Source organism: Alteromonas pelagimontana (genome assembly GCF_002499975.2).
Lineage (GTDB): Bacteria > Pseudomonadota > Gammaproteobacteria > Enterobacterales > Alteromonadaceae > Alteromonas > Alteromonas pelagimontana.
In genome coordinates this window covers 3,638,561-3,651,635 of sequence record NZ_CP052766.1, presented here as the reverse complement: position 1 = coordinate 3,651,635, position 13,075 = coordinate 3,638,561, and the positions used below count along the sequence as shown (strand labels likewise).

The window sequence follows — 13,075 nt, the reverse complement described above, 5'->3', positions numbered from 1 at the left end:
GTTCTCTCACTCCTTATCGCCACTCAACGGCTGAGACTATACCCCAATTTCCTTTTGGATTAGGACGCCGCCACTTGGCTTTATCCATTTTGCGCAGATAGTGGAGTGCCTCTTCATAAGATCCTATTTTCTGTTCATCGCCTTTTTCCCCTACGGTAAAGAATCCGTTTTTTGAAAGTTCAGGCGTGAAGGCCGTACCATCTTTGGCATAAGGTATAGCCGATGCAGATACCTGCGACTTGGAAATGTCTCTGGTAATTTTTGCGGTGAAACTCTTTTCTGAAGATGCAGTGGGCTTATCCGGTTTTACTCTGGGGACAGATGCGTGACGCTCCGAACGCTCCTTAACCGCGCCATCAAGCTTCACCCAGGTGACTGCACCGTTGGGATGTTCGTAAGGTATTGGGCTATCAAATTCTTCAATATTTCTGAGCTTCCACGCATAATTCCATTTATCAAGTAATCCAGCTTCGACTTTTGCTTTTGAGATGCCGTGTTTGTCAGTGGCTGATAGCAACTGTTCGTAACTCAAGGGGCCTTCACAAGCAAACAGCTCTGCGGTGCCAAAGATATGCTTTGTACCTTTTTTAATTAGTCCGATTACCTGCCTTTTTCCGGTGCGCGTTCCACGCATTTCCCACGTTTTTTCGCCTGTGAAAATTTGCGAAATATAAGGCTCGTCGATTACCAGGCCGATATTGGGTAAATCCATCTACAGTTTCCTTTTAATTTTTCGTATTTAGCGTGTCACTGAACAAATTATGCATTTCCTCTTTTGATAACGTGCCAGGCAGCAACGCATTCATGCTCAGATTCCGTTTATTTGTTAGCAATCGGTTCAGGTTTGCATCGAAAGATTGCTCTTTATATTTTGGGTGCAGTGCCAGCGGTATATACACGTGCACGGTTTTCTTCTGTCCAATACGAAATGCTCTGTCAGTGCTTTGATCTTCTACAGCGGGATTCCACCAACGTGTAAGATGTATAACATGATTAGCAGCAGTGATTGTCAGCCCTACTCCGCCAGCTTTTGGCGAAAGCAGCATGATGTCGAACTCGCCTTCCGATACTTGCTGGAATTCATCAACAAAACGCTTACGGGTATAGCCGTCTACTGAGCCGTTGATCCTGAAGGGACGTGTTGGAAGCTGGTATCGCTGCTGAAGATATCCTGATAAATACTCCTGCACATCGATGGCCTCACAGAAAATTAACGCCTTCTCACCTTTACTGTGTATGTCATCTAAAATTTTGATGAGTGCAGATAGTCTTGCAGAACGCTTTATGACACCGTCGGTTATACCGGAACCGTCAAATTCTTCCGCGACAAGTGATGCTCGACGGATTTTCTGGATAACTCCAAGCATCCCTCCCTTCGCAGCTTCATCCTGCCCGTCTTTGATTATTTTCTCGTACTCATCTGCCTGCAACGCAGGCATCTCTATAGGTACTTCTCTGATTACTTTTTCGGGTAGCCCAGAGATGTGCTCTTCTTTCATTCGACGCAGCATTAGTGCTGGGTGACTTTTATCCACCAGCAGTGATTTTAGACGTTTTGCTTCTGTGGGATCAGACTCAGCAGGGAGTGCATATTCATTGTGGAAATGACTCAGAGACCCGAAAAGTCCTGGCTGAGCTGTATCTACAATACACCACAGATCTTTCAGTTCATTCTCAACCGGAGTGCCCGTGAGCATAAGCGTAAAATCAGACGATAAGGACTTCGCCATTTCAGTGACACGAGATACCGGATTTTTAATTTTTTGGGCTTCGTCGAAAACGGTCACCCCCCAGTCGATAGAAATGAAATACTTTATTTTGTCCCGCAGCGTTTCGTAGGTCGTCAATATCCAATCAGACCGACTTAACAACCGATTGCGTTCGACCACCGACATAGTTTTGAGTGCCCGAATGTTTTCACCAAAAGCTTCAAACACCTCTCCGACTCCGTCATTCTGAATGTGGATACGAGCTTCATCCAACCAATTTTTAAGCAACCCAGAAGGAGCGACGACGAGAAACGGCTTTTTGGTGTACTGCTTTGAATCCATCTGTGATTTTACAGATGTTAGAAAAGCGAGGGTCTGAAGTGTTTTCCCTAACCCCATGTCATCTGCTAGCAATGCCCCCACAGATCCACTTTCCCAATGCTCACATAGCCAGTTAACACCAAACTTCTGATGATCATAAAGCGTTTTAGTTTTTAGCTTCTCAGGCATCCGGTTCAAAGCAGGCCGAGCGCTACGCTTGACGATTTCAAAATCAATTTCTTCAATATTGTCTTTGAGTACAGGAGCCAACACTTCTTTAGGGTTGTAAGGATCTGCTGGCCCATCGTCGTCAAACGGCTTCAACATTCTGATGAGGAGATTTTTAGTCTCTAACGATACTGGAACCTGCTGACCTGAGAATGTGGTCTCCGTAATTTCGTTATCCAGCGCTTCAGTGACCGCTTCGAGTAGGTGCTTCATTTCCTCTACAGTGAAATTAACGAGCAAATCCTCAATAGGGAAAAACAGGCGTAAGCTATCATCTGGCACCCAATCGCCTTCACGCTTTACCACGTAAGCGCAAAGTTTAGGTTCCCACACGCCGATATTAGCAATCCGTTGACTGACAAATTCTGGTGTTTCTACAAATACGGCTTCGGTATCTTCTGGTGTTTCGTCCAACCCGAGAGCTTCATTGATCACTTTATGCGGGTTACTTACAAAGGCCAGGCGCTCTTCAGCTGGTCGCGTTTGGTAGTCTTTCACTACAGTAAGCACATCTTGTATCCGCTTAGGAAGTACCACGTAAGTATTGTTACCAACTGCGTAGTTACTTCTTACTCCGCTCCATGATTTGAAATGATCCTCGAACTGCTTTTGCCTTACCTTAGGAACTGCATACTCCACATCAGATTGTGATTGAGTATTCCATTCACTCTCCGCTGCGGGCTTAATTAACAACGGGTTAAAAACCCCATGCTCCTGAACATCCAGCGTTAGCCTATCCGCACGACAAATAGTGATATCGTCTAATTGCCCGTCTACCACCGCTTCCTCTGGAAGTAATTCTTTGATTTCACCCAAAGCGACGAACTGCTCATCCCTGTCATCAAAGCTGGTGTTATTAAACCTGTCGATTCGCTTCGTTAATTGGAAGAGTGGATCTAGTAATAAAGACTCCTTTCCGGCAGCTTTTACAAAAATATCATTTACTTTCGCCCCCAGAACAGGTCGCCCCTGTGCATTAAGTAAGCGATAGCTGATTTGAAAATTAGGGCTGCTAATGAGGCCACTTGTTGAAAGCTTTACTGAACCATCGAAGACATTTAACAACCCGAGCTGCTTAACCTCTATCTCTGTCAGCTCGGCGATAGTCGCACTACTGCAAAAAATACCTTTATCAGAGACTTCAATATCAGCACTGCTGTTGGCTAGCCTGAATAAGGGGTCAGCACATATTGCCTTCTCATCACGTTGAAGCTGGAAACGTCCCCACTCTTTGGGATGTAATCGCTGACTTGCGCCCTCAGCAAAGAAATGAAATACCTGATTGTCGTATGACCAGTAAAAATCCGCGCTATCTGTCATTCATGTACTCTCGACTACTCACCGAAACTCCGGTTAAGTCATTTATCAATGTGGAAAGCTTGTACTGCCAGCCACCGGAATCGCTTGAATGGTGTGCGCCTTCATAGTCACAGTTTGATATCAGCTCAGAACGGCGGTAAGCACCCTTATACAGTTTAGGTCGTGAAAGGTCACGGTCCCACACTCGGTATTTCCCCGAATGGCTCCACTCCGTAACCAATACGCCACCAATGACCATGATTAGCGAACTGTGGTTTGGCGCACCGCCCGACAAAGTCGCAAATGCACTTCCATGATTCAGAAAGTTACGAGCCTGCACTTTTGCTTGAGGGCCTAGCGCTACCCAGGCTTCCTGGATAACCCCTTTTTTGAGATAGGCATTCCAAAAACGCTTTCTGTATACCCAATGATGATCTGCTGTGGAGTCGGTTTTGGCGACATGACTAAGTAGGTTGAAAAAGTCATTCATGGTATTTTCAACCATCCACCCACGCATGACATCAACTGCCTCTTCACTCACTCCAATCCAGCCAGATTTACTGATCCGAGGGTCGCCATAGTGAGCTAAAAAGAGCTTTTTCAGTTTCTCCTTTGATCGTTTTTTTGGCGGTGTTATCTGGTAGGAAAGTAACATTCCCTCGGCAAAATCATTACGTAATGAGGGGTAAATAAACTGCTTCTCGCTATCAATAAAAGTGTTGATCATTTCATCAACAATAAAGAGCTGTCTGGAGCTACTCATCTCTGACAAAGAAGCACCCAGTTCTGTCAGAACAGACTGCAAGCCCACTTTAAAGAAGTTTCCGAAATTTAAGCCCCTGTGCAAGCGGTAAGTAGAGATACAATCCACTATTGACTCGTTAACAGCTATCTTTGTGAAACGCTGCATGACGTTAGGGGAGAATAGTGAAACGCTTTGCGCCCACTCCCTCAATTTATTCAGCTTCGGTGTATCTGCCTTGATGATAAGTTCTGATATAGCTCCTTTGAGTTCCGAGAACTTGCGCGAGTTAACAGGATACTCAGATAAAAACACCTGAATCAGACCAGGAACGGCCTGAAAACGATCACTGTCGAGAAACCAGCTAAAGGTAATAGATATTGCCCTTTCCTGTTCGAAGAGAGGCTCTTCTCCAATTCTTTGCACCAGCGCCCAGGGGATTAGCTTCTCTTCTCTTCTGGAAAATTGCGAGAATAACGAAGGCTCTTCTATTGCCTTTAAAAGCTTTTGATACACCGCTTCTAAATCAACTAGTTCGGGTGCATCGGCTAACGACAATTCAAATATCGACTGAACATATTCTTTTGCTTTTAAAAGTTCGCTTACGCTCTCTGTCCTTAGCGCAGGCATAGTGAACATGTCGAAATTTAAGCTCTTAGTCGCCATTTAGTTCGCCCCTGCCTCAACAATAGAGCGCTGGGCATCCGTCAATGTAGGAGGAGCCATTGTAAACCGGATATCTATCCTACGATTAACAGGGTCATTGGTAGGTACATCATGGGCGTGCCCTTCAACGGGACGACCTTCACCGTAGCCAGAGACCGAAAATATTGGTTGGCCTGAAGCATTTTCCATATTTAACAATGGAGGCGACTGCATCACATGTCGGTATGCTGAAATTGCTCTTTGGGCTGATAAATCCCAGTTATCTTTGTATCGCCACGAGTTCATTGGAACGTTGTCAGTGTGGCCTTCAACAAACACACTATCGAGCGTACCTTCTAACTCACTTTTATTTACACACAAGCCATTTTCAGGAGGATTGGATGAATAGCACGGTAATATGCTGGACATGACCATAGATATGATTTCTAAATTGGTTTTACTCGTTTCGTTGAGTGTAACCTCAGATGACTCAAACAATACGGCTTGTTCGGTCAAGCGAAGGACGCCATGTTCAGTATCAACTTCTACAATAATGTCCTGAGTTGCCAGTGTTTCTTTGATTTCTAACAATAGCTGCGTTCTGATTTGCTCTCTGTTAGTTAGCTTACGTACAATCGTTTTCTGGGTTTCAGTAACTTTTTCCTGCTTTTGGATAGCATCCTGAAAGTTCAGAATAAACGCGACTAGCGTAATAATGAAAACCAGTAGCAAACCAGACATCATATCTGCCACAGAGATAAGGTATCCGGCTCCCTCATCTTCTAAGAGATCATGTTGTTCGTTCATTGGAGTTCCCTACCCAATTACTGCGCTGAATTCACAATACGCTTTGCTGATTCGACCTTACTATTAAGCTCAATTTCCGCAGCCTTTGCTTTAGCCACAGCTTCGGATACTTCTTTTTGTGTTAATTGAATGATTTTCTGAATGCCGTCGGTAAAAACGGATGCCCTGTTATCCAGTGTTTCATCAAGTCCCTCCACTGTTTCGGACAGGTCCTGAGTCGCACCTGCCAGACTTTGAACTACTTCAGCGGCGTGTTTATCCAAATTGATGACGTAATCTTCGGTATTCTTCGCGTAGCTTTGAAGACCATCACTAAGAGAGCTGAATAGCTTCTCAACTGACTTATCAATATCAGCGAACCTTTCCTGATATTCCTTCCAACTGCTCTCAATCTCTTTCTGACCCGACAGCAGTTCGGAAACAAATGATTCTGTGCTCTGTGTAGATTTAAAGAGGGCGTCAGTATGTTCCTTAACAGCCTTACCGTAGCTCGCGAATTCAGCGGCGACTTCCCTGAACTCAACATTCGCTTTAGCAGCTTGCTCAATAAGCCCTTTACTTTGCTCTAGTGTTTCAGACAATTCTGCATGAATTTGCTTGTTTGATTCTGACAGTGAGGTCATCTCACCGGATGCCAATTTCAACTGGGTAGCTATCTGAGTTACGTTGTCGATGGCTGCCGCGAGGTCTTTTGCCATCTTATCAGCGGCCTTCTCAAGTTCAGAAGTCACACCTTTGATAGCTTCAGACATGCCCGCAGCGAGGTCAGAAACCGCATCCGCGATACCTTTAGCAATTTCAGCACTTCCCTGACTAAGAGCTGTAGACATATCCTCAACCGCTTTTCTGGATGCATCTTGCATCGCTTGTTGACCGTTACTAAGACTAGAGACTTGCTGTTCCATTTGTCGAGTCATGCTTTCAACAGTGGTCGCAAACGCTTTCATTTCTTCACCTGCTGCACCACTAATAGACTGAGAAAACTCTTTTATCAGCTTCTCAAGCGTTTCATCGTTGGCAGATTTCTGTTCGTTCCTCAGGTCGTTTATTGCTGAAACTACAGGAACGGCAACGTGCTGCTCAATAACTTGTCCCAATGATACGGCTAAATCATTCGCGAAGGATTCGAGTGCCACAGATTGCTTCTTAGACTCTTCAAGTGCCTTGTTTGCCAAACGCTCAGCAGAAAAATACTCTACCCTCGCATCAATTTCCGCCACCAGTGATTGGCAGCGCTTTGTAAAATTGTGAAGCTTTTTCTTTTCATAAAAGGAAAATAAAAGCGAGGATATCAAACCGAATATTGAAGTGATAAAAGCTAGCGCGGCACCATCAAGCAATGTGTTAAGAGCTTGCTTAGCATCGCTCATGTCATTTGAGTTCAGTCCTGGCGCTGCTAAATATATACCCACAGAAAGACCAACAAACGTTCCAATAATCCCCAATCCTGTCAGGGTATTGGGCAACGAGTTGTAAAAGCGCATGTTGATGTAGTGCCACAAAATATTCTTTTGGTTGAAATGTGTCGCGGTAAGGTGCGTATTCAGGATAACTTCTTTATCACCTTCGAAATCGTCGCCTGGTATTAACAGCGTTTCTTCAAACTCACGCCAGCAGTCTTTGAGGTAATGACTTTTCCCCATCCACTCAGAAAATTCATAATAGCTTTCAGGAAAGCTCTCCTTATTTCGCTCCGATTTTTTAATCTGTGCTAACGCACTTTCCATTTCTTTATTTATAGGATTTATATGCCCCTTGAACCGGAGCGAAGATATGATCGCAATGCCAACTGTAATCACACAGTACACGGCTATGAAATAGCCAGATGTGAGGCTTTGGAGAAGGGAGTCAAACGTATCCATACTACTTCCTTGAATCAAATTGTCAGGGTTTTTTTACCCTTGTCATATTTATTTACTTTCCAGTATTCAGCAAGACAGCTTCGGTTGCAATGTAATGTGTCTCAGCTAGATGGCAAAATCGAAAATATTTTAGCGCAACGCCGAATGTGACAACACAATCCAAACTTCTACCGATACGGCACCATAGGTGCCCTAACAAATAGTCGGCACGACTTTGCAAAAGAACTTGAGCAAAGCTCAACAGCAACCGCGTAGAGAATTAGTATGTGAAACATAGTGATTCTCGTAGCCGGAGGCAGCATCGCAGATTAACCACTGTTTTCGTTTGCCCTAGCAAACTTGCAAAGTATTGCGCAGCAATAATTTGCAACCTTCACAACTACGTTGTGAGAACTGCGAGCGGGGTATCCCTCGCGACGCTTTCCCCGAGCAGAGGAAGGGGAAAACGGTGGTTAATCAGCGGTAGCTGACTCCGAGCAACGCTTCTGTCGCCGTCGCAAAGCGACAAGTGCCAGAGTAGCGACGAGTCGCGTCCACTCTGGCTTGCAGAAGTGTTGCTACAACGAAGTTGTTTGTATTTTCTGGCGAGAAAATACAATTGCTAAGCGGACTGCTTAGCTAAGCGAAGCTTGGGCATAATGCATAGCATTGTGCTCCACCCTGCCGATTTCTCATTGCGTGAATCTATTTACTTTCGACGTAAAAACACAGGAGAAAATATGAACTACGTTGAAAGAGCATTTGAAACATCACTGACGCATATCAATATAGCGAGTGCTTCCGATCCTGGCACCTTAGGTATGCAGAGAGAGAATGCCGTTCTTGCAATCCTCGGGGCTTTTAGAGTTTCTAGTAAAAGCGTACTACAGCGCCATCTGGGGCTTAATCGAGAAGCAGTGAATAAACTCGTTAATCGCATGAAGAAAAAACAGCTGGTTACCTTGCACAGTTCTTTTGCGAACACCGATAAGGGATTTATTTTACTCACATCGCAGGGAATCAGAGAAGCTGAATTTCTGTTGAATAGAGAGCTGCACCTACGCTCTGATTCGAGCAGAATCAATGAGCGAAATCTTATACATGATCTTTCAGTTCAAATAGTAATTTTGAATTTAGCGAAGAGCCAAGGGATTACCGGATTCGCATCAGAAAAAGACCTTTCGGTTCTTCTTGAGAGTCGGGGCAACGATCCACGATTGGTTGATGCACTTGTTGTTGATGCAGATACCGGATGTACTGTCGCGATTGAAATGGAAACATCGAATGCAAAAAATAAAGGTAACGGTAAGCTCCGAGAGGCAATACTTACAAAATATCTACAAGAGCTTGAAAACATTAATGGCTTATATGAGTTCGTTTACATGTATAGCCACAGACAACGATTTTTGACCCAGATCGAAAAAGCTCATTCGAGATTGTTTTCAGCTAATCGCTCACAGTTCTCTCCTGATCAGCAAACTTTACTAACGAGCCGCATAAAGTTTAAACCACAAGAGTGTAATGTTATTTACGAACTCATGTTCAACAGCAAACGCCAGCTAGGCGACGATAAGTTGGAGTTAGTTCGGAAAGACTCGTATCTACAACAGTTGGAAGAACTTGAAAAGCTAGCTCACACAACTGAAGACAGAGTTATTCAAATTCGTCGCGATGGATTCATAGAGGCGGGAAAGCTAATGGGGTTGATTGAATAAAAAAGCCTTCTGTTTGACCTGTCGGGAGCCTGATGGCTCCCTTTTCTTGTGGCCTCTCTTGCTTCGACAACAAACGCCAATCGCGATGATTATTGCTCATCATCTACAGCCCGCACCTCTCGGCTGGCTGCGAACCGAGGCAAAAGCGCAGTCGAGGTTTACCGCACTTTCAATATTATTCCCATATAACTGAAAAATATGGCTAATGAAAGTAAGACTGTGGTTCTGCATTCCTCTTTATGTAGTCACGTATTCAGGTAAATTTCAGTTTACAGCGCTTTGTGTTTTTTTTCTGACAACATTTTCCGAAATTCACTACTTGCAAGGCTCATAATGCTAGCTTCGCAAATCTTGAAAGGACAAGCACCACACCTCGGAAATCTTACGCTATGAAATTGTCTCAGAATATGACGTTTTAGTAGATGAATGGAGGCAATCTTCCGAAAAAGCGCAATCATTACTCAGAAGATTGTGGAATATAATACTGACAACTTTAGCAGCGTACGAACCGTACGCTTCAAATGATTTACGTAATGACTTGGAGAATCAGGCAGCTGATGAACTACGTAAATGGTTAACAGAACTCCGAGCTGCCAAGGAAGCTATAGCTGAGCTTTACGAAAGTTAATGAGTGACGCAATATTTTCCCATCTCAATTCCTAGTTATTAACAGGACTAACTAGGAGAAACTTTAAATGAGAATATACTATGAAAGCCTTTTCAACGCGTGCTTGAAAATTAGCGGGAAGTGGGTGTCGCTGAGTAACGCAATAATAGCAGTTGCAACAATCAATACCCTTTGTAACGTTATATTCTTGTTGCTTGATTATCCAGAATTCATCGTATATCAATCCCTTTCGAACAGACTTTACTTGATTTCTTTCGGATGTCTCGGGGTTGCGTTGGTTTTAGGATTAATAGCTTATGTAGCTATGCGAAAATTGGAAAGCGAATGATATTGAGCACCCCGGCAGGGGTGTTTTTTTCTTTAGTGTAATTTGTACTAGCTCAGCCCTGAGCTCACAATTACCGAGTTTTTTATGGTGCCAACGTTAGATTAGGTTTGAGCTAAATTTTTTGTAGTAGCTCATATCTGATCTTACAGTTTCGGTGACTAGGTTTGGACTTAACTTGACAGATAGCTATGAGCGTTTAGCAAAAGTTAAGGATAAATCTAATATTCTGAAGAATCACAGGTGCAATTTGGGAATATTACGTTCGATAAACGTAAAAATCATAAAAAAATTTCCCTCCAAAAAAAGGCATGACTACCGACCAATTCGTTCCGCTCTGCGTCGCGAATTCACAACCTTATGCTTACGATAGGACACGTGTGCTGTAATAACTACTGCTCCAACAATCAGTAAGGAAATTCCACAAATCACATACAAAGTTGTCACTTGAACAGTGCCTCATGTTTTAAGTTTTCAATATCCATAGTTAAGCCACCAAGTTCATCATCCGCTTTTTCGACACCATCGTTCAGCAAATACAAAGTATGCAGTGCTTTTAGCACATCAGAACGATTGTGTCCGGCGCTCACGAGCATTTTTACCTCATTAAGGTAATCAGGTTGTTGTCATAATTAGTCCTTTGCATCTGCAACCCAGTAGGCAAATGCCAACAATACTAATAGCCCCACCACGCCAATAATAAAGCCTTCTAATGTCATATTAGCCTAACCCAGAGGATATCTTACCGACGTACAGCTGCGAAACCGGAAAACAAAGCTCAAAATCATTCCAATCCAACTCACCGTCCATAATGCGAAATTTCCGAAATTGATTCATATCTAGATAGCGTCGTGTGATTGGATTTGTTGCCAATTTTAAGAATGGGCCGAAGTCGACTTGCTGTTGGGTGCCATCACTAAAGCTGATGTCGATTTTGTACTCACGCGCGTAACTCGCGCTTAAGATGGCAATGTACATTTTTTGAGCCTAACTCTGAATTAAAGTGTCGAACGGCACCGCATGACTATATCCAGTGCGATACTCGGTTAGTGGTCATCAAACAGTCCCTTGAACAATTTTGCAACAAGCTGCTGCAAAATTATTTTTTGGCCCAGCTTATGACATAGAAGCCCAGCGCCGATAATACGATAACAACAAACCAGGCTATACCCACAGCCAACCAAATGTTCATCTATCTCAAACCGTTAATTCATAATATTGCGTTACCGATGCTTAAAATAACTAATCAGATACGCAATTAAGGCTATCCCACCTATTGCCACGGCCAACCCTATTAGCTGAACTTCATTCATTTTATTTAGGGCCTTTTTTCCGAGTCAATACGTAGGCTGTTCCAACATATGCAATTAACAGCGATAGAATCGAGCCCAATACAACAAATATTTCTATCATCTGCAACCATGTTTAACTATGACGAATTCGCCTGTTTTAACGTAATGCGAAGTGTTGTTTCAAGCACGAGCATATCCCGAACAGTATAGGACAAGAAATGTCATATTGGCTATGGTGTTTATATGAAACGTGTGTACTACAATGTAATTGTCCCCACTCTCCTTCTGACCATTGGTCTGCTTTCTGTTCTGCTCTCTTTCGTTTACAAGCCCTTCGACCAGGTAGGGCGATCTAAGTCGATAGCCAGAAGCGGAACTTGTTCACGCAAATTCGTTTCTCAGAGCAATGGGTTGCCTAGGGCACTTTTGAACCTGAAGCAAGCGAGTCTATTAGCTGGTTTACGAATCAGCTAGCCACCGCATTATGTTCAGCAAAAACTCTTCGTTTTGTTCCGCACCAACAGAGCGTAACCCAATCGTTTGGCCTGTATTTTTAATTAATTGCGAAGAGAACATCATGCCTTCAGAAAAAACTGCTACACGTCCTTTACCTAACTCTAAAATAGCGCCTTGATTCCACCCTGACATTGGAACCCTCGGTGTATCCGAGTTTATTTGGAACGGTATTTTTGGTTCTGTTGCAGTAGTTCTGTTCCCTAAATTCAATAGAGATATTGCTTTCTCGGGGGCTTTAAATGCTGAGCCACCAAACGATCTCACCTGTAGAATTTCTGATGATGCATTATTGATACTTTCTAGAAAAAGAGGTTGTGATTTTTCATCTATATTATTAGTAGTTTCTTTACTGTAAGTGGTCGCGTGTCCAGCGAGCGACTGATTCACTTTGCTAAAAGTTACGTTTCCAACATGTCCATTGATGAACTGAAAACCAAGTGCATGTGCCAGATTATCTATAGCTTTGGGAAAGGGAGTGTGATCTGCAACTAAAAAAAGTGAGCCACCACTTGATATCCAGCTCTTGACCACTTCAACCTCATTGTCATCAAGCGCTGCTCCATAAGGTGGAAGCCAGTCCTGTCGCTTTCTGTCAAGCGCGTTTGCAATTACTAAAACATCAACCTGTCTTAGCTGATTTTCTGTAATTGCTTTATCATTCGAGCTGACCCTGAATCCGTCACTTTCAAGAACTTGTGCGAATGGCTTATATCTACCGCTCAATGTAAGAAAGTTATTATGGGCTTCATCTATTAACACGAGCGGACTACTCTCAGGTGAAAAGTGTGCAACTCTGTGTTTAGGTCTGAAGTCAGGGTCGGATTGTTGAGAGCTGTCAGAACAGGCTACCAATACTATAGCAAAGCCAAAAATAATTAAGCTGTGCACTAACTTCATTTACACCTTCCTCTGTGATAATTAGGTAGTGATTAATTAAAAAATTTAACGATGCTCGACCATACCATAAAAAAATATTGGAGAGAGGTAGTTTTACAAATCAGAAGTAT

At 43.3% G+C, this 13,075-nt stretch carries 9 protein-coding genes; 1 reads left to right on the top strand and 8 read right to left on the bottom strand.

The features are described 5' to 3' along the window. Positions 1-13: 13 nt before the first annotated feature. The 5 genes from CA267_RS18925 to zorA are packed head-to-tail and all read right to left on the bottom strand — an operon-like array spanning position 14 to position 7,613. Entirely contained in the window at positions 14-712 is a 699-nt protein-coding gene (locus CA267_RS18925; RefSeq protein WP_217358039.1) for a hypothetical protein, read from the bottom strand. 13 nt (positions 713-725) lie between these two features. After that, positions 726-3,578, bottom strand: a complete 2,853-nt coding sequence (locus CA267_RS16090) for a DEAD/DEAH box helicase (protein WP_075609841.1) — start codon at positions 3,576-3,578, stop codon at positions 726-728. Further along, positions 3,568-4,965, bottom strand: coding sequence for an EH signature domain-containing protein (locus CA267_RS16085; RefSeq protein WP_075609842.1), 1,398 nt, complete (start codon positions 4,963-4,965; stop codon positions 3,568-3,570). Before CA267_RS16085 ends, CA267_RS16090 begins: the two co-directional genes overlap by 11 nt. After that, the gene (locus CA267_RS16080; RefSeq protein WP_075609843.1) at positions 4,966-5,751 is read right to left on the bottom strand and encodes an OmpA/MotB family protein; all 786 of its coding nucleotides are present in this window, start codon (positions 5,749-5,751) and stop codon (positions 4,966-4,968) included. A gap of 17 nt (positions 5,752-5,768) precedes the next feature. Further along, a complete protein-coding gene (zorA, locus tag CA267_RS16075) occupies positions 5,769-7,613 on the bottom strand; it encodes an anti-phage ZorAB system protein ZorA (protein WP_075609844.1) in 1,845 nt (614 codons plus the stop codon). 719 nt (positions 7,614-8,332) lie between these two features. Between zorA and CA267_RS16070 the strand changes: the two genes are divergently transcribed. Continuing rightward, positions 8,333-9,307: a hypothetical protein gene (locus CA267_RS16070; RefSeq protein WP_075609845.1), complete on the top strand. Its 975-nt coding sequence runs from the start codon at positions 8,333-8,335 to the stop codon at positions 9,305-9,307. 1,396 nt (positions 9,308-10,703) lie between these two features. Here the strand turns inward: CA267_RS16070 and CA267_RS16065 are convergent. The 3 genes from CA267_RS16065 to CA267_RS16055 form a co-directional block, all read right to left on the bottom strand. After that, complete coding sequence (locus tag CA267_RS16065) at positions 10,704-10,856, bottom strand: hypothetical protein (protein WP_170669079.1); 153 nt, start codon at positions 10,854-10,856, stop codon at positions 10,704-10,706. Between the two features lie 124 nt (positions 10,857-10,980). Further along, positions 10,981-11,238, bottom strand: coding sequence for a DUF2442 domain-containing protein (locus tag CA267_RS16060; RefSeq protein ID WP_075609847.1), 258 nt, complete (start codon positions 11,236-11,238; stop codon positions 10,981-10,983). 773 nt (positions 11,239-12,011) lie between these two features. After that, the gene (locus tag CA267_RS16055) at positions 12,012-12,965 is read right to left on the bottom strand and encodes a hypothetical protein (protein WP_075609848.1); all 954 of its coding nucleotides are present in this window, start codon (positions 12,963-12,965) and stop codon (positions 12,012-12,014) included. Positions 12,966-13,075 lie beyond the last annotated feature (110 nt).

What these genes read in the sequence shown, in the direction of transcription:
- CA267_RS18925 (WP_217358039.1), bottom strand. Translation starts at nt 712, where the DNA reads ATGGATTTACCCAATATCGGCCTGGTAATCGACGAGCCTTATATTTCG.
- CA267_RS16090 (WP_075609841.1), bottom strand. Translation starts at nt 3,578, where the DNA reads ATGACAGATAGCGCGGATTTTTACTGGTCATACGACAATCAGGTATTT.
- CA267_RS16085 (WP_075609842.1), bottom strand. Translation starts at nt 4,965, where the DNA reads ATGGCGACTAAGAGCTTAAATTTCGACATGTTCACTATGCCTGCGCTA.
- CA267_RS16080 (WP_075609843.1), bottom strand. Translation starts at nt 5,751, where the DNA reads ATGAACGAACAACATGATCTCTTAGAAGATGAGGGAGCCGGATACCTT.
- zorA (WP_075609844.1), bottom strand. Translation starts at nt 7,613, where the DNA reads ATGGATACGTTTGACTCCCTTCTCCAAAGCCTCACATCTGGCTATTTC.
- CA267_RS16070 (WP_075609845.1), top strand. Translation starts at nt 8,333, where the DNA reads ATGAACTACGTTGAAAGAGCATTTGAAACATCACTGACGCATATCAAT.
- CA267_RS16065 (WP_170669079.1), bottom strand. Translation starts at nt 10,856, where the DNA reads ATGCTCGTGAGCGCCGGACACAATCGTTCTGATGTGCTAAAAGCACTG.
- CA267_RS16060 (WP_075609847.1), bottom strand. Translation starts at nt 11,238, where the DNA reads ATGTACATTGCCATCTTAAGCGCGAGTTACGCGCGTGAGTACAAAATC.
- CA267_RS16055 (WP_075609848.1), bottom strand. Translation starts at nt 12,965, where the DNA reads ATGAAGTTAGTGCACAGCTTAATTATTTTTGGCTTTGCTATAGTATTG.